Here is a 17,277-nt window from a genome sequence, read left to right as displayed (position 1 = left end):
AAGGTTCTGTGGGCTTGCTATAAAGAGGTAACGTCACAGGAGATGCCGATGAGCAGCGACGCACACGGTTCTTTTTCCGTAGAAACTCAGGGCAATATCGTTATTGCCACCTTGCGCGGGGCCTGGAATATAGAGGGCGCCATGGCGTATTTCCAAGAATTGGAGCGCGTGGTTGCCCGCTATGACAAGCAGCCGTGGTGTCGAGTGGTGGATTATCGCGACTACGACCTTCATACCCCGGAAGTCACCGCGGCGCAGCCGAAGTTGTCGCTCTGGTGCCAGTTACAAGGCTGTGTTGACCAGGTTTATGTCGGCTGCAACTCGGTTGACTTAAAAGCGCTGGACTTTTCCTACGCCGACTCGGGGATGTCCTATGTCGCCTGCGATACCGTGGAGGAGGCAGTGCGTTATTGCCAGAGCGTGCTCAATGACGAACCACCGCCCGCTGACCTCAATTTCATTCTCGCCGGTGACCTGCCTGACGATTAATCGGTGTCTTCGTTGCTTATTTCGCCCTGTTGCTCGGCCTCATCTTTACTCAGACGGTACTGCTGAAGGTCCCGTGCGATCATGTCTAAACACAGTTTTAACACCACGGCGTCATCCAGATAGCCCGCTACAGGAATGAAGTCCGGGATGCTGTCCAATGGCATTAAAATATAACCAAGGGCTGTAATGACAGCGCCGATGGACCACCAGGGTATTTCCCGATAATTGCCCCGAGCATAGTCTTGCACAAGTTGAAACAGGGTTTTCACTTGTTCCAGGTAAGGGGCAAGTGAAGCGTTAGTGAGGACTTTGTCGAGAATGCGCCGCCGGTTTTTCAGGGTGGCTTCCAGCTGTTCTTGCTGGGCATCGTCGGCCCCGTCTTCAAGAATCTTGCGCGCCCGGCGCTCGGAGAAAAATTTCATTAGCGCTCCGAAGGGTGGCCCGGCCGTTAGCCGGGCGTGAGAACTTAAACCTTCGCCAGTGTAGCGTACTCCTCCTTAATTTGCTTTTTCAGCAGCTTGCCTGCGGCATTGCGGGGCAGGGGCTGTGCTACGAAGTGCAGCGCCGAGGGCACTTTAAAGCCGGCCAATTGCTCGCGTAAAAAGGATAGCAGGGCATCTTCGGTGAGCGTTTCGCCGTCATTCAGCCTGACCAGGGCGGCTACCGATTCCCCCATACGCTCATCCGGCAAGCCGATAACTGCGGATTCAAGAACCGCTGGGTGGCGGCTTAGCAGTGTCTCAATTTCCGCTGGATAGATATTTTCCCCGCCGCGAATAATCAAGTCTTTGGCGCGGTCTGCGAGATGAACGAAGCCGTCTTCGTCTAGGAATCCGATATCGCCGGTGGCCATCCAGCCATCTTTAAACTGGCTAGCGGTTGCTTCAGGACGATGCCAGTAAGACTGGATATTGCACACTGAGCGCAGCCAGATTTCCCCCTTTTCCCCCGGCGGGAGGTCGCGGCCTTCCTCGTCGCAGGTTTTAAAGTCGACCAGGGGGGACAATGTTCCAGCGGCGCCGGGTTTTTCTTCGTAGGCAGCGCCGGTGCAGCTGGAGCAGATCGCGTTGCTTTCCGTCATGCCGTAGCCAGTGCCCACGTAGGCTTGTTCAAAACGCTCGTCAATCACGCGTTTAAACGTTGGAGGGCAGGCACTGCCACCGCCACCGAGAGAAAACAAACTACTGGTGTCGCGTTTGTCGAAGTCCGGGTGTTGCAGCAGGTCTATCACCATCGAGGGCGCGGCGCTGAATATCGTGACGGTTTCCTGCTCAATCAAACGCAGGGCCTCGGCGGCGTCCCATTTATAGGTCATCACAATTTTGCGACCGCCGCGAAGGTTCAGCAGAAAGGCCGCATAGCAGCCGGAAACGTGAAATAGCGGCACTGATAGCAGTGAGCAGGGAGCATTGCCGCCGGCAAACATCGCCTCGATCGCCTTCGGGTTGGCCATCGCTGACATGATGGCCTGTACCTCAAAGCTGATAATCGCCTGGATGATATTGCGATGACTTGAAAGTGCTCCCTTGGGCTTACCACTGGTGCCAGAGCTGTACATGATTTGTACAGGGTCATCCAGCTGGCATTGCCAGGGCTGCGGCATGGCTTGGCCCATTGCGCCGGCGATAAGCGCTTCCATACTTTCGGCGTGTTCACTGGCCTGGCTGCGTGCAACGATGGCGCGGCAGGGCAGATCGGCCAGCATTGGTGTGAGCAGCTCGAGACGGCGAGCGTCGCAGAAGACAATGTCAGCGGCGCTGTCGCGCAGTACAAACTCCAATTCTTCAGCGCTGCCCCAGCTATTCAGTGGCACCACAATAGCACCGAGTGACGCGATAGCTGTGTAGGCCTCCATCCACTCTGGGTAGTTGCGCATGGCGATCGCGATACGCTGGCCCTGTTTGAGTTGATAGTGGTGGACAAGCTGGTAGGCGAGCGCGTCCACCCGCTGAAAAAATTGTGCGAAGCTGCGCCGCTCTTCCGGCTTGCCCGGTTCGGCATACACCAGAAATTCTCCGTCTCCATGCTGGCGGCCGGCATCGAGCAGTTCACGCATGCTCGATGGTGCCTGCTTAAACTGACGGAAATGCTGCCCGTTTACCACACAGTCTTCCATCTCATAGGGGGCGCCCGGGGCGCAGAGCTGGTTTTGGCAGTCGCGAAGCGTTTGAGCAATATTGGTCATAGTCTGGGTTGCCTATTTCTTTTCAAACATACTGTGGGTAAAGCTCAGGGTCGATGGAATCGGCGCATTGATGGTTTCCATTATCCGCTCATATTCCGTTCGGCAAATTTTCCACTCACCATTTTCCAGGCGATAGTGATCCGTGTAGATGGCCGTGCCAAACAGCATCCAGTTTTGCTCCTTATTGAACACGAGGTCCTGCAGGTACCACTTTCCGCGTGCCTCACTTTCGCTGAGCAACTCGATTTCAGGGTGGTGGCCATTGTGCATGGTTAGTACATTGGGGCTATCCATGTGGCCGCGCAGGCCAGCGATGAGCTCGCTGCGGTTGTCGAAGCTATACTTGCCGCCGTCGTAGCGGGCAACGCAGTCTTCACTGAGCGTGCTTTCCAATAATTGCCAGTCGTGGGTATCTACTGCGCGCAAGTAAACATATTTGAGACGTTTGATCGCCTCGATCTGTAAGAGTTGGTCAGCGGAGCTGGCGTTCATAGCGAATGTTCCTGTTTGGTCTTTATGTTGCCGCAATGCGGTTGTTATCGACCCTGATTTTAGGGTAAGCGACGCGGAACAACATGCTCTGTATGGGTGACGTTATATGGCTTCAAAATATTGAATTTGGTGAAAAAAAATGTACAGCAGTACTTGTCGGCAGGCGGGGTCTGCTAAGCTCGGCCATTTTTTGGAGGGTACGTGGTGCGCGTAATTACCGTAAACACCAACGGTATTCGAGCAGCAGCTCGCAAGGGTTTCTTTTCCTGGCTGGAAACTCAGCAGGCTGATGTGGTTTGTATTCAGGAAACCAAGGCCCAGCAACACCAGCTAAGTGACCCACTGTTCCACCCCCAGGGTTATGTATCGGCCTTCAATGATGCGCACAAGAAAGGGTATAGCGGCACGGCCATTTATTGTCGCACGCCGCCACAACGCTTTGTTTGCGAGCTGGGCTGGGACCCGCTGGACAGCGAGGGGCGGTATGTCAGAGCCGATTACGACAAGCTCAGTGTTATCTCTCTTTACATGCCCTCCGGCTCAAGCAGTGACGCGGCGCAGCAAAAGAAAGATGATTTTCTGGAAAAGATATACCCGCATTTTGTCGAGCTAAAAGCCCAGGGTAGGGAGCTGATCATTTGTGGCGACTGGAATATGTGCCACCGCGAAATTGACCTAAAAAACTGGCGCGCGAATCGCAAAAATTCAGGCTTTTTGCCCCACGAGCGGGCGTGGCTGGATAAGCTCTATGACGAAGCGGGTTTTGTTGACGCCTTTCGGCAGATTAACACCGAGGCGGTATACACCTGGTGGTCAAACCGAGGGCAGGCCTATGCCAACAATGTTGGTTGGCGGCTCGACTACCATGTGGTCACCCCCGGGCTCATCGATAGCATTCGCGATGGCTGGGTATACCGCGAAGAACGCTTTTCCGATCATGCGCCTTTTATAATGGACTATGACATCTCGCTTTGAATCTGGGCCTTGTGTACTATATTTCGCTCGGGATCTGCTGAGCAGCCCAAATTGAGGGCTTTCGCCCGGCTTTTTTAGTTTTGTTTAAGGAAACACGATGAGCTTTTTTATCTCTCAAGCCCACGCACAAACTGCTGGCGCTGCAGGCGCCCCTCCGGGCGGTGAGTTGTTCCAGATCGGCTTTCTGGTGCTGATGTTCGGCCTTTTTTACTTCATTGCGATTCGTCCTCAGCGCAAGCGTCAAAAAGAGCACGCGGCAATGGTCGCCGCTCTGGCAAAAGGCGACGAGGTGGTCACCAGTGCGGGTATTCTCGGCAAAGTCACCAAGCTTGACGATGACTATGTTGTGTTGAGTGTTGCGGACAACGTAGAGCTGAAGTTCCAGCGCGTTGCCGTGCATGCAGTGCTGCCCAAGGGCACGCTCAAAGCCATTTAATACCGTAAACGGGGCGCATCAAGCGCCCCGTTTTCATTTCACGTCATAAACGAGCGATTGCGGGTTTCACATGACTATCCCGACTCAGTTCACGCCCCCACGTCTGGGCCTAGCCAATCTACCAACACCGCTCCAGCCTCTGACACGCCTGCAGGAAGCTCGTCCTGGTCCACGCATTTGGGTGAAGCGCGACGACCTAACGGGCTGCGCACTGTCTGGCAATAAAATACGCAAGCTGGAATTCAGTTTGGCGCAGGCGTTGGAAGAGGGCTGTGACACCATTATTACCTGTGGTGGCTTACAGTCCAACCATTGTCGGGCCACCGCCTTGCTGTGCGCTCAGCTCGGTTTGAAATGCCACCTGGTACTGCGCGGCGAGAAGCCCGAGCATGCCGATGGAAACTTACTGCTCGACCAATTAGCGGGCGCCCAGATTTCGGCTTATCCCGCAAAGCAATTTCAGGCTCAGCTGCCGCAGTTACTCGCGCAGTGGCAGCAGTACTACGCCGACAGAGGGCGCCGCGCGTTTATCATACCCACCGGAGCATCCGATGCAGTGGGAGTTTGGGGCTATTTCTCGGCGTGTGCCGAGTTAGCCGACGATTTTCGCCACCACGACATTCGTCCACGCCATATTATCTGCGCAACGGGCTCCGGCGGCACCCAGGCTGGCTTGACCGCTGGAGCCCACTATTATCTGGCCGGTAGCCGCGTGTGGGGCGTGAATGTCTGCGATGATGAAGCGTGGTTCTTAAATAAAGTGGCCCAAGACCTGCATGATTGGCAGCACCGTTACGACTTAGACGTCGCATTGGACGACTTACAGGTGAGTGTTATCGATGGTTACGTTGGGCCGGGCTATGCGTTGGCCGACGAAAAGGTTTATCAAACCATCGCTGACCTTGCCGCGACCGAGGGCCTTATTCTGGACCCTGTGTACACAGGGAAGGCCTTTCATGCGTTGCTGGAAGAGCGCGACAACGGCCGCTTTGGTGACGATGGGGACATCGTCTTTGTGCATACCGGCGGCATTTTTGGCGTCTTCCCGCATCGGCAGCATTTTACTTCATTGGGTAGATGACTATTTGGCCTGCTATTAGCGGGCCAGCAGCGACTATGCACCGCGACCCAATAACAACGATAAGGTAGCGCTATGGAAACAATTACATCGGTCATTGGCGGCCTCAATGGTCTGGTGTGGGGCTGGCCCATGCTTATTCTTATTCTCGGCACCGGGGCCTACCTGATGTTGGGGCTGGGCTTTATGCCACTGCGCAGAATCCCCCAGGCCTTTGGTCTGTTATTTCGCGGTCGCAAAGGCGAGCAGGACAGCGGCGATATCAGTCCCTTTCAGGCCTTAATGACCTCCTTATCAGCAACGATCGGCACCGGCAATATCGCCGGTGTTGCCACAGCGATCGCGCTCGGCGGTCCCGGTGCGCTGTTTTGGATGTGGTGCACAGCATTGGTGGGTATGGCAACCAAGTACGCCGAGGCGGTCTGTGCCGTGCACTATCGCGAACAAGACGAGCAGGGCAACTTCAGTGGCGGCCCGATGTATTACATAAAAAATGGTCTGGGGCCAAAGTGGCGTTGGCTGGCGGCAACCTTTGCATTTTTCGGTGTCTTTGCGGGCTTTGGCATTGGCAATACGGTTCAGGCTAACTCTGTGGCCGATGCGCTTCACGCCACGTTTTCTCTGCCGGTATGGGTAACCGGCGCGGTGCTGGCAACAGCGGTCGCGCTGGTGGTGTTGGGCGGGGTGAAGCGCATCGCCTCGGTTGCCGGCGTGCTAGTGCCCGTCATGGCGGTGGCGTATATGGCGATGGGCCTCGTTATTATTGCGATGAATATCAGCGAAATTCCGGCTCTGTTTTTACTGGTAATCGATGCCGCCTTTAATGGCGCGGCGGCGGTTGGTGGATTTGCCGGCGCGAGTGTGGTGGCGGCGATACGCTTTGGTGTGGCGCGGGGAATATTTTCCAACGAGGCTGGCTTGGGCAGTGCGCCAATTGCCCACGCCGCCGCAAGAACACACAATTCGGTGAACCAGGGCCTGATCGCCATGCTGGGTACCTTTATCGATACCATTTTGGTGTGCAGCATTACTGGCTTTGTCATTCTGTTGTCCGGGGCATGGCAGGGCGACGAAAGTGGCGCGGCGCTGTCGGCGTTGGCCTTCGACAGCTTGATCGGCGGCGGTGACTTTATTGTGTCCGTGGGCTTGGCGGTCTTTGCGTTTACCACCATGCTGGGCTGGGCCTACTACGGCGAGCGCTGTGTGGTGTATTTTTTTGGCACTCACGCTATTTTTGCCTTTCGCCTGGCCTGGGTCGCGGCAATTCCCCTCGGCGCGATGGCGGAGCTCGATTTTATCTGGCTATTGGCCGATACCCTGAACGCGCTGATGGCGCTGCCGAACTTGCTGGCATTGTTACTGCTCAGTCCGGTGGTTTTTGCGTTGACGCGTGAGCGCCTGGGTAGCAATGGCTCAGCGGAAGCGCGCGAATGAGCGGTATAGGCGCTAGCTTATCTGGCGCATTGCAGCGCCTGAACCCGCGGCGGATTCTCGTTCTTCTCGACGATATTGATGCCGAAGCAGACAGTTACCGTTTATCGCGCCCGGCGGCGCTCAGGCGGGTTTTTGCGGTGCTGGCCTGTGTGTCCGTGAGCTTGCTGCTCATCCACTACTTAAAGTTTTCCTCTAGCCTGCAAACCCTGCTCCAGTGGCTCAGTGAAGTGCAGGGGCGTACACCGAACTATTGGTGGTGGGAGCTGCGTCGCAGTGGCTACGGTGAGTTGCTGTCCTACCTGTGGTGGACCACTTGGCATGTGGTTGGCTACGTGCTGCTGCCGTGGCTGATAATTCGCCGCGTAATGGGCGAGCGCATGCGCCATTTTGGCTGGGGCTGGGGGGACACCCACCGGCACTGGCAGGGCTATCTGCTGTTGCTCAGTCCAATTCTTGTGTTCATCTACCTGGCCAGCTTTCGGCCCGATTTTTTACAGCACTATCCCTTCTATAAACAGGCGGGTAGAAGCTGGTTTGACTTCATTAGTTGGGAGCTTCTGTACCTCACCCAGTTTATCTGCCTGGAGTTCTTCTTTCGCGGCTTTGTGCTGCAAGGCTTGCGTCCGGCCATCGGCGCGAACGCAATCTGGGTAATGTGTGTTCCCTATCTGATGATCCACTTTCCGAAGCTGTGGCCTGAAGCGGTGGGTGCCATCCTGTTTGGGTTGTTTCTGGGTATATTGGCACTGCGCTCGCGATCTATCTGGGGCGGCTTTTTCGTTCATGCCGGTGTCGCGGTTGGTATGGATGTGGCCTCTTTACTGCGCCAGGGACGAATACCCGAGACGTTTTGGCCCTTTTAAATCCTGCCAACGCGACGACTTACTTCCCCGCATTTTTGTGCGAATAACGGTGGAATAGCGCCGTTATAGCGCAAAACAGCGCAACGCCGAGCGCCGCAATGCTGCCGCCAATATAGGCAAATAACACCGGCGCTTGCATCATGGTCGACATCAGCGAGTCTTGGTAATAGAAAAACCATTGATGCTCTGCCGGAAACACCCAAATATGCAGTTGGTAGAAGACCGCTTCAAAGCCAAAAACGCCCAGCAGGCCAGCTATTAACACAGAGACGCCAAGCAATTTACCCAGTTGCTGAGTCAGAGGCGGGAAGGGCGCCTTGCGGCGTATTTTTGCCAATGTCCAAACGGTCCAGGCCATCGCGGTAAGGATAACGAGCAAGCGAGTTGCACTAATCAGATGCGCAACATCTTGGAGGTGGATAATTTCCGCCTCGTGCAACAGGGCGACAGCGCGGGTTCGCCCCGCGGCGCGATAGCTTATCTCCTTAAGGCCTTCACCATCGCTGTGCACGGCGCGAACAATCTCCGCAAAGAGCGTGATGCGCTGTGCTCGGTCAGTTGTTTCAAAGCCATCCTTAAAGCGATTTTGGGGGCCGTATTCCGCGATGGTTTCAGCGATGCCGATATGGTCGTGAAAAAAGCCGTAAAAGTAGTTGAGCTGCGCTGATAGCAGCCATGCAAGGCCGGCGGCAAGCACCAAGGTTAATAGGGCGTAGAGGCCATTGCTTGCGCCGCTGCGCAGGCGGTGAACGTTGCCAGCGGTGCGTTTAGTCATAGTAGCGCTCAACCCGTGATGATACCTGAGTGAACAGCTCATAGCTGATGGTGCCGCAGCGCTCGGCGACCTCCGCGGCACTCACGCCCTGGCCCCAAAGGGTGACTTCGTCGCCAACCTTAACGTGGTCGACGTCAGTGACGTCGGCGGTGAGTAAGTCCATGGAAACACGCCCGGCCAACGAGGCGCGCTGACCATTCACCATTAGCGGTGTACCGTCAGTGGCGTGGCGCGGGTAGCCATCGGCATAGCCAGCACCAATAGTGGCGATGAGGCGTTGTTCGCTGGCCTGCCAACGCCGCCCGTAACCGACGCCGTCGCCCGCGTGAACGGTTTTAAGCGCGACAATCCGGCTCTTGAAGTGCATCACTGGGCGCAGCGCTTTATTGCCCGTTAATGTCCCCGTGGGGTCGTCGCCGTAGAGCATAATGCCTGGCCGCTGCCACTGTGCATGGGTGTGCGGGTGGGCAATAATCGCGGCGGAATTAGCCAGGCTTAAAGGGAATGTGCCCAGTGCTCGACTGCTGCTGAACAGACGCTCAGCCTGTTCTTCGGTGACTTCCGCCCGAGGTGTATCGGCATCACTAAAGTGGCTCATATGAATCACTTCTTTCACATTTTTGCTACCGACGAGAAGCTGCTGCGCGGCCACAAAATCCTCATGGTTCATGCCCAAACGGTTCATGCCGACATTCCGCTTAAGCCAAATTGACAGGGGGGTAGTTAAGCGAGTGCCGACAAGCCGTTGTGCATCCTCGAGGCGATGAATAACCAAGTCCAGGCGCGCCTTGGCGCAGTGTTTAAGCGTGTTGTCATCAACGAGGGTGCCGAGCAGAAGCAAACGTTTGGACGGCGCGTGTTCGCGCAGTGCCAGTGCTTCACACAGGCGCGCCAAGCCAAAGCCCTGAGCGCGTTCACCCAGGGTGTCGGCAACCCAATTCGCGCCGTGACCGTAGCCATTGGCCTTGAGCATGGCTAAGATTGCGCCGCCCGGCGCTAACTGTTTCACAACAGCGAGATTGTGGCGCAGTGCCGCTGCATCAAATTCCAACCAGGTTGTATTATGCAAGATATGTTGCCGCTCCGAAGCCTGTTGAGAGATTATCGCTGTCGCGTCCCGCGTAATTCTACCGCCCTCTGGTTTACCCTGACAGTGTTTCTGTTCGGTGTTTCTCCGGCGTGGTCCGACAATCAATGCCCGCCGCGCTATTCACCTGCAGACGCCGACGATGCGCTTTATATCAGTGTGTCGGCTTGGCAGGCGATGCAGGCACAACGTCGCCTTATCGAGCGCTGCCCGACTCTGGCGGCAGATTTTGCATGGGCGACTTTTTTCAGTGGGCCCGCAACGCAACAGGCCGTTGCTAAGTCTGCGAATTATGCTGCGCTGGCGACCTCGGTGGCGGCCCGCGATCAACTGCGCCTCTTAAGAGTCGCCCATGTTTTGTTAGGGGCGTCGCAAGATTTCAGCGTGTCGGCTGCGGTGCGCCGCCTGCGCCGGGAATTCCATCGACAGCCGATGATTTATCGGGATAAAGCCCTGGCGCTAAGCAATCGACTTGCTGAGTTTCTGCCAAGGGTGTCCATTGACGGTCGCCGCGGCCTCGCGTTGCCTGTGCATCCGGGCTATTACCTGCTAGCGGGGGAGCAGGGCAGACCTGAACTGGTGTTTAGCGCCGCAACGCCGCAACGCGAGCAGAGCAGTGGTGCGGTGTTTTTTATTAACGCGCAGGCCAGAAGAGTCCGTGTTTGGCCACAGGCTGGCGTCCAGCAATGGCAAGTGGGGCGCTTATACAGCCAGTACCGCAAGGGGGACGCCTGGTGTACTGCCACGGCACTAACACGGCGCTGGCTGATAACGGCAGCGCACTGCTTGTTTGAACCGCGCTCGCCTGCACGCAGAGCGCATTCGGTGGCGTTCTACCCGGCGCGCGGTGGCGCGCAAAACCCGGGAATCCCGGCGGTGGCGGCGTGGACCTTGGATCACAAGCATGCACAATTGCTTGCTGGCGACCTCGCTGCCTATGCAGGTAGTGACGTAGCACTCGTACAGCTTGCCTTGCCGATTACCGGGCACTTTATCGGCGCGCCATTGGCAGCGCTGTCTGCAAATGATGCCACCGTAGAGATGGTTTCCTACCCAAGCGCGTCGTCCTCTGGCGGTTTGTGGTTGAGTCGCTGTCAGACGAGTCCGCGCAGTGAGGTTGGTGGTGACCTTGCTCTTGTCGGGCTCGACTGCTTGAATCAGCCGGGCCAAAGTGGCGCCATGCTGCGCGAGGGAATGAAAGCGGTTGGGGTATTGTCGGCGAATGTCAGTAGCGAGGGCATCGCCGCCACATCGATAGCGGCTGTATTTTCCCAGGCGTTAATCGACGATATCGCCTTGATTCGTCAGGGCAGCAAGCCGCGCTCGATGAACTGGCAGCGTTTGCAATTCTAGCTTCGGCTCTTGTCTGCACTTCGCCATCTTGTATAGTGGAGGCGCTACGTATTGAGGGACATTCATGCCCAAGGGATTTGAAGACAAGTTAGTCGTTGCGATTTCATCACGGGCGCTGTTTAACTTGGATGACAGTCATCAGGTGTTTGAAACGCAGGGGCTGGACGCGTATCAACAATATCAAATCGATCGCGAAGATGAGGTGCTCGATAAAGGCGAGGCCTTCAATATTGTTGAACGCTTACTCAAACTTAACGACTTGCTGAAAGAACCGCGCGTTGAGGTTATTTTATTGTCTCGCAATTCCGCGGATACCGGCCTGCGGATATTTAACTCTATCGAGCACTACGGTTTGAACATACGCCGTGCCGCCTTTAGTGGTGGGGCGAGTCCCTACAATTACGTGTCGGCGTTTGGCTGCCACCTGTTTTTATCCACCCATGCCGAAGACGTGCGTCGAGCACTTGAAAACGGCGTTGCTGCAGCGACCTTGTTACCACGCAGTAAAAAGTCTGAGCAGTCAACGCAGCGCGAACTGCGTTTTGCTTTCGACGGTGATGCAGTGCTGTTTTCCGATGAGGCAGAACAGATATACAAACAGCAGGGGCTGGAGGCCTTTACAGCCAGTGAAGTGGAGGCGGCGGACCGCCCGCTGAGTGGCGGCCCCTTTAAACCCTTCCTGTCAGCACTAAATACCTTACAGCGAGAATTCCCATCGGACGCGCCGCCAATTCGAACTGCCTTGGTGACCGCCCGGTCGGCACCGGCGCACAAGCGCGTGATACGTACACTGCGCGAGTGGAATATCCGGATCGATGAGTCACTATTTTTGGGTGGCCTTGAAAAGGGCGAGTTCTTGAAAGCCTATGGTGCGGATGTATTTTTCGACGATCAGCAAAGTCACTGTGAATCAGCCAGTGAACATGTGCCAGCCGGGCATGTCCCGCACGGTATTGCTAACGCCCCACAGGCTTAGCCGTTGTATTTGGAGACAATAATCAATGAAACTTCAGCAGTTACGCTACATCTGGGAAGTGGCCCATCACGAGATGAACGTATCCGCAACGGCGCAGAGCTTGTTTACCTCCCAACCAGGGATCAGTAAGCAAATTCGCATGCTAGAGGATGAGCTGGGCGTGGAAATCTTCGCGCGCAATGGCAAACATCTGACACGGGTAACGCCGGCGGGCGAGGCAATATTAAAAGAAGCCGGAGAAATACTGCACAAGGCTGAGGGCATCAAAAGCATCGCTCAGGAGTTTAAAAACCCGAACAAAGGCAGCCTGTCTATCGCCACCACGCACACGCAGGCGCGCTACGCATTGCCGCCGGTGATCAAAACCTTTATCGAGCGCTATCCCGATGTGTCCCTGCACATGCACCAGGGAACGCCCATGCAAATATCGGAGCTGGCGGCGAATTTCGGTGTGGACTTCGCCATCGCCACGGAGGCCCTGGAGCTGTTTAGCGACCTGATAATGATGCCGTGCTATCGCTGGAACCGGGCGATACTGGTGCCGCGAGATCATCCTTTAGCCAGCGTCTCCAAGCTGTCTGTGGAGGATGTTGCTGCCCATCCTATCGTCACTTACGTATTTGGTTTCACTGGTCGCTCAAAATTAGACGATGCGTTTTTACAGCGCGGCTTGGAGCCTAAAGTCGTGTTCACGGCCACCGATGCCGACGTTATCAAAACCTATGTCAGACTTGGCCTGGGCATTGGTATTGTCGCGCAAATGGCTTACGACCCCGAGGTTGATAGCGACCTGGTTGCCCTCGATGCCAGCCACCTTTTCGAAGCCAGCGTTACCAAAGTGGGCTTCCGCCGCGGCACGTATATGCGCAAATTTATGTACGACTTTGTCGAATTATTTGCTCCGCATCTGACGCCGGAGCTCGTTGACCAGGCCTACCAATGCCACAGCAAAGCTGACCTGGAAGCGCTGTTTGCGCCTATCGAGTTGCCCACCCTTTAGCGAGATCGCTCCGGTGTTGACCTGAGGCGTTGCTTTTAGCGGGGCAAGCCGTTAGATTGACCGCCTTTTTTTACTTGAGGAGACTTTCGCCGTGGAAATCGCATGCCTGGACCTGGAAGGTGTACTGATTCCGGAAATCTGGATCGACTTCGCCGAACGCACGGGTATTGAGGCGCTAAAAGCGACGACCCGCGATATTCCCGACTACGATGTGCTGATGCAGCAACGTCTTCGTTTGTTAGACGAAAACGGCCTTGGCCTGCCCGATATTCAAGCGGTGATTGCCGATATGCGGCCGATGGAAGGTGCGCGCGAGTTTTTGGATTGGCTGCGGGCACGCTTTCAGGTGGTGATCCTCTCCGATACCTTTTACGAGTTTGCTGCGCCATTGATGGCCCAGCTCGGCTGGCCAACCCTGCTGTGTCACAAGCTGGAAACCGACAATGTCGGAAAGGTGGTCGACTATAAAATTCGCCAAGTAAACCCTAAACGCCAGTCGGTATTGGCGCTGAAAACCCTGTATTACCGCATTATCGCTGCTGGTGATTCATACAATGACACCACCATGCTCGCAGAAGCAGACGCCGGTATTTTGTTCAAAGCACCGAGCAATGTGATCGAAGAGTTCCCTCAATTTCCAGCGGTGCACGACTATGAAGCGCTGAAGTTGGAGTTTTTGAAGGCCTCTAACCGCAACCTTAGCTTGTAACGAGCGCTACTCAGGCTCGGCAAGCACCGCCATGAGCTTGCCGAGCTTCTCTTCCGTTTCGACAAATTCCATCTTTGCCTTAGAATCGGCAACAATGCCGCCGCCGGCCCAGCCGCGAATCTGCCCGTTGTGGCAAACAAAGCTTCGAATGGTAATCGAGCTGTCCAGCCGCCCACTTGCCGACAAATAGAACACGCTTCCGCAGTACAGCGATCGTCGGTTTGGTTCAAGCTCGGCGATAATCTCCATCGCCCGTCGTTTTGGCGCGCCGGTGATGGAGCCACCCGGAAAGCAATCCAATAGCGCCCGAAGCGCGGTGATCTCGGGTTTTAGCGTACTGCGAATGGTGCTTACCAAGTGATGAACCGTGTTAAAGCTTTGCAGCTCAAGCAAACGCTCGACCTGCACACTGCCCGCTGTGCTGTTTTTACCCAGATCATTGCGTAGCAGGTCAACGATCATCACATTTTCCGCGCGATTTTTTTCGCTGGCCTCCAGGGCCTCGGCATTCGCCTTGTCCGTTACCGGGTCAGGGGATCGTGGCGCGGTCCCTTTGATGGGCTGGGTTAGCATGCTGCCCTTATCGATTTCAATAAAACGCTCGGGGGAAAGGGATAACAGCTGGCATTCCCCTAAATCGAGATAGGCGGAGAAGGGCGCTGCGGCGACCTTTCTCATGCGTTTATACGCCTGCCACGGGGAGCCTGAGTAGGGCGCGCTAAACTGGCGAGTGAGATTGATCTGGTAGCAATCACCGTCGAGGATATAGCGCTGAATCGCCTCGAAGCAGCGAGCGTAGTCCGGCCAGTCCAGATGGCTATGAAATGGCGCAGTTAGCATAAATGTGGCGTCGTTGACGGCGTGCTCGAGGGCCGATGACGACAGCTGGCGCGCTATCTTGCTTTGGCAGTCAGGCTGTAACACCAGCTCTGCGCACTGCGTGTGGTGGTCGACAATAATTGCCCAGTCGTAAATGCCAACGTGCAGCAGCGGCAGTTCAGCTGAGGGGGAGAGGTGTATATCCCTGGCCTCGCCAAGCTCATAGTTGATACAGCCAATCGCCCCGCCGCAGAAGGGCAAATCGTCGGCGCTGTGCATGCCGGCAACGGCTTGCTCTATAGCGGCCTCCGCCTGTGAAAGCAATACACCGATAGTCGTGTTATCACGTGGCGCAATGCTGATTATAGTGGTGGGATCGGCACTAATGATGCTGTAGCGGCCGCGGTCGCTATGGGGCTTTCCCGAATCGATAAACACTGGATTCGGCGCCGACGCCACAGCCTCGAAGTAGCGGCTGCTGTCTGCAAAATAGGCTAAAGGACGGCGTTGGAGGTTGGGCATTGCTGCGGCGATAGTGCTCTTGAAAGCGGGTTGGCAAAGACCGATTGTACGTGCTAGGCCTATGAAAAATCTAGCATTTTGTCACCGATAGTGATCGGTATGGTCACCCATATCAGATTGACAGCGCCACCGCCCTAAAGTAATGTTAGCCGCCGCTTTGAGAATCAAATAAGCCGTCGTTGGAATGACACCTAGAACGGCACGTTCTCAATCATCCGTCGCTCACATGCCAGTTGGCAGGAATCTAGGCAGCCTGAAATTCAGTGGCTGTGGATTACTTCAGCCTGTATGCGGGTGCGGAAACAAAACAATATTGCATCTGGGACTGACAGGCATGAGTAAAAAAGAGCAATTGACTCCCTCGCTGAATAATCCATTCGCGCAGAAATCCGAGCTGGAATTCACTGTGCCCGGTCAAATTGACTACGATCCGGGCCTCTATGAAGCTGCGCTTCAAGCAGGTTACGACTTGCAGCAGCGCCCAATGAAGGCTGCGGGAATTAAAGGCGTTCAAAAGCAACACGAAAAGAAACGCATGACTATCTGGGAACGTATCCAGGTGCTTGCGGACGATGGCAGTGAGCCAAAGGTGCTCTACCAAAACTGGGGTAAAAACCTCGATGGAGCCTCACTGGTAACCGCCATTGTTAAGGTTAACGGTCGCGATGTCGCGATGTACGGCCACGACTTCACCGTTCGCGCGGGTTCCATGGATGCCACCAACGGCACCAAGCTGGCCAATCTTTTCCAGCTAGCCGGTAAACTGGGTATTCCCCTGGTCGGCATGAACGACTCTGCGGGGGCGTACATTCCCGCGGGTGTCGGCGGCCTTGACGGTTATGCCGAGGCCTTTACGGCACTGCGTAAGATCAACGGTGTGGTGCCTTCGATTATGTGCATGTTCGGCTATAACGCCGGTGGCGGTGCTTATCTGCCGCGTCAGGGCTCATTTGTTATTCAGCCCAACGACACCTTCTTTGGCCTGACTGGCCCAGGTGTTGTTAAGTCGGTACTGGGTGAAGACGTAACCGCCGATGAACTCGGTGGCCCCAGTGTTCACAGCCAGTCTGGCGTTACAGACTTTGTTGTGCCCGATGAAGTTGCAGCGCTGCGCAAAGTTAAAGAGCTGCTGAACTACCTGCCAGACAACGCATCGTCTAAGCCTCCCTTCCAGCCAACGTCTGACCCACTGAATCGCAAAACCTGGGATATCGACCTGCTGCTGAAGAAGGCCTTTAACAGCCCAACCGGTTTCAACACGCCCTTTGATATCAGCATTATCATTCAACAGATGTGCGATCACGGCGACTATTTTGAAATTCAGCCAGAGCGCGCTCGTAACACCATTTGTGCGCTCGGCCGTATCGGCGGGAATGTTGTCGGCTTTGTCGCCAACAACTCAGCCGTGTCATCGGGTCAGATCGATATAGACGCCGCCTACAAAAACGCGCGTTTCATCCGCTTCTGTAATGTCTACAACATTCCGGTGATCTTTATGGAAGACACCACCGGCTTCCTGCCCGGTCGCGACCAGGAAACGGGTGGTATTGTTCAAGCCGGACGCGCCATGCTCGACGCGATTATCGACCTGCGCACACCGCGCTTCCTGATGATTGTGCGCAACGCCTTCGGCGGCGCATACGCCTCCTTCAACAACTATCCAACGGGTGCGGATTTCGTCTGCGCGTTGCCAACCACTCGCCTGGCCGTAATGGGGCCTGCCGGGGTTGAGTACGTTTATAAGGATGAAGTGCGCAAAATCCGTGGTTCAATCAAGTCTCGCATCGCCGAGGCAACCCAGCAGAATATTGCCGCTGGCATGGCCGAGGGCGAGGCGCGCAGCCGAGCTGAAGCGGCAGTTGCCGAGTGGCAAAAGCAAGAAGAAGCGCTGTTAACCCAACGCTACGAAAAAGAACTGATGAACCCCAACGAAGCACTGAGCCTGGGATCGATTTCCCAGATCGTCATGCCTGCGGACCTGCGAAAAGTCCTGGGCGAGCAATTGGAGCTGCACTTGAAAGCGTACACGCCTGAGCCGATGTCCGGCCCTCAGCGCGAGTTCCACTAAGCAGCCTTGCTCGACA

Annotated in this window: 17 protein-coding genes; 11 read left to right on the top strand and 6 right to left on the bottom strand. The window is 55.7% G+C overall.

Translation table 11 applies throughout. The annotated features are described in order from the left end of the window. The first annotated feature begins 48 nt into the window (after positions 1-48). Positions 49-489, top strand: coding sequence for a hypothetical protein (locus H573_RS0100345; protein WP_027872539.1), 441 nt, complete (start codon positions 49-51; stop codon positions 487-489). Here H573_RS0100345 and H573_RS0100340 read toward each other — a convergent pair. Genes H573_RS0100340 through H573_RS0100330 form a run of 3 tightly spaced genes read right to left on the bottom strand, consistent with a single transcriptional unit; the run spans position 486 to position 3,166 of the window. After that, positions 486-911, bottom strand: a complete 426-nt coding sequence (locus H573_RS0100340; protein WP_027872538.1) for a YkvA family protein — start codon at positions 909-911, stop codon at positions 486-488. The two genes, H573_RS0100345 and H573_RS0100340, sit on opposite strands and share 4 nt — an antisense overlap. 44 nt (positions 912-955) lie before the next feature. Further along, positions 956-2,674 carry a class I adenylate-forming enzyme family protein gene (locus H573_RS0100335; protein ID WP_027872537.1) on the bottom strand — a complete coding sequence of 573 codons (1,719 nt, stop codon included), beginning with the start codon at positions 2,672-2,674 and terminating at the stop codon, positions 956-958. A gap of 12 nt (positions 2,675-2,686) precedes the next feature. Continuing rightward, the gene (locus tag H573_RS0100330; RefSeq protein ID WP_027872536.1) at positions 2,687-3,166 is read right to left on the bottom strand and encodes a nuclear transport factor 2 family protein; all 480 of its coding nucleotides are present in this window, start codon (positions 3,164-3,166) and stop codon (positions 2,687-2,689) included. Between the two features lie 204 nt (positions 3,167-3,370). Between H573_RS0100330 and H573_RS0100325 the strand changes: the two genes are divergently transcribed. The 5 genes from H573_RS0100325 (at position 3,371) to H573_RS0100305 (ending at position 7,952) form a co-directional block, all read left to right on the top strand. Then, on the top strand, positions 3,371-4,141 hold the full coding sequence (locus tag H573_RS0100325) for an exodeoxyribonuclease III (RefSeq protein ID WP_027872535.1): 771 nt from the start codon (positions 3,371-3,373) through the stop codon (positions 4,139-4,141). Between the two features lie 97 nt (positions 4,142-4,238). Next, complete coding sequence (gene yajC / locus H573_RS0100320; RefSeq protein WP_027872534.1) at positions 4,239-4,577, top strand: preprotein translocase subunit YajC; 339 nt, start codon at positions 4,239-4,241, stop codon at positions 4,575-4,577. 70 nt (positions 4,578-4,647) lie between these two features. Beyond that, entirely contained in the window at positions 4,648-5,658 is a 1,011-nt protein-coding gene (locus H573_RS0100315) for a D-cysteine desulfhydrase family protein (protein ID WP_027872533.1), read from the top strand. 72 nt (positions 5,659-5,730) lie between these two features. Further along, a complete protein-coding gene (locus H573_RS0100310) occupies positions 5,731-7,089 on the top strand; it encodes an alanine/glycine:cation symporter family protein (RefSeq protein ID WP_027872532.1) in 1,359 nt (452 codons plus the stop codon). Beyond that, positions 7,086-7,952 (top strand): CPBP family intramembrane glutamic endopeptidase, encoded by an 867-nt coding sequence (locus H573_RS0100305; protein WP_154653802.1) that lies wholly within the window; start codon positions 7,086-7,088, stop codon positions 7,950-7,952. Before H573_RS0100310 ends, H573_RS0100305 begins: the two co-directional genes overlap by 4 nt. Positions 7,953-7,971: 19 nt before the next feature. Here the strand turns inward: H573_RS0100305 and H573_RS16380 are convergent, their stop codons facing one another. Beyond that, entirely contained in the window at positions 7,972-8,727 is a 756-nt protein-coding gene (locus H573_RS16380; protein ID WP_051170765.1) for a lipoprotein intramolecular transacylase Lit, read from the bottom strand. Further along, a complete protein-coding gene (alr, locus tag H573_RS0100295; protein ID WP_161624214.1) occupies positions 8,720-9,796 on the bottom strand; it encodes an alanine racemase in 1,077 nt (358 codons plus the stop codon). Before alr ends, H573_RS16380 begins: the two co-directional genes overlap by 8 nt. Here alr and H573_RS0100290 point away from each other — a divergent pair. The 4 genes from H573_RS0100290 (at position 9,791) to thrH (ending at position 13,852) form a co-directional block, all read left to right on the top strand. Next, positions 9,791-11,167: a trypsin-like serine peptidase gene (locus H573_RS0100290; RefSeq protein ID WP_027872529.1), complete on the top strand. Its 1,377-nt coding sequence runs from the start codon at positions 9,791-9,793 to the stop codon at positions 11,165-11,167. The genes alr and H573_RS0100290 overlap by 6 nt on opposite strands. Positions 11,168-11,231: 64 nt before the next feature. Continuing rightward, positions 11,232-12,143: a 5'-nucleotidase gene (locus H573_RS0100285; RefSeq protein WP_027872528.1), complete on the top strand. Its 912-nt coding sequence runs from the start codon at positions 11,232-11,234 to the stop codon at positions 12,141-12,143. 25 nt (positions 12,144-12,168) lie between these two features. Then, on the top strand, positions 12,169-13,143 hold the full coding sequence (cysB, locus tag H573_RS0100280) for an HTH-type transcriptional regulator CysB (RefSeq protein WP_027872527.1): 975 nt from the start codon (positions 12,169-12,171) through the stop codon (positions 13,141-13,143). Positions 13,144-13,234: 91 nt separating this feature from the next. Beyond that, complete coding sequence (gene thrH / locus H573_RS0100275) at positions 13,235-13,852, top strand: bifunctional phosphoserine phosphatase/homoserine phosphotransferase ThrH (protein ID WP_027872526.1); 618 nt, start codon at positions 13,235-13,237, stop codon at positions 13,850-13,852. Between the two features lie 6 nt (positions 13,853-13,858). On the opposite strand, the gene pabB is transcribed toward thrH, so the two are convergent. Then, positions 13,859-15,193 carry an aminodeoxychorismate synthase component I gene (pabB, locus tag H573_RS0100270; protein WP_027872525.1) on the bottom strand — a complete coding sequence of 445 codons (1,335 nt, stop codon included), beginning with the start codon at positions 15,191-15,193 and terminating at the stop codon, positions 13,859-13,861. Between the two features lie 334 nt (positions 15,194-15,527). Here pabB and H573_RS0100265 point away from each other — a divergent pair, with 334 nt between their 5' ends. Next, a complete protein-coding gene (locus H573_RS0100265) occupies positions 15,528-17,261 on the top strand; it encodes an acyl-CoA carboxylase subunit beta (RefSeq protein WP_027872524.1) in 1,734 nt (577 codons plus the stop codon). The last annotated feature ends 16 nt before the right edge of the window (positions 17,262-17,277 follow it).

Source organism: Neomelitea salexigens DSM 19753, from assembly GCF_000422345.1.
GTDB classification, from domain to species: Bacteria; Pseudomonadota; Gammaproteobacteria; order Pseudomonadales; family Spongiibacteraceae; genus Spongiibacter; species Spongiibacter marinus_A.
This window is presented reverse-complemented; position numbering and strand designations above follow the sequence as displayed.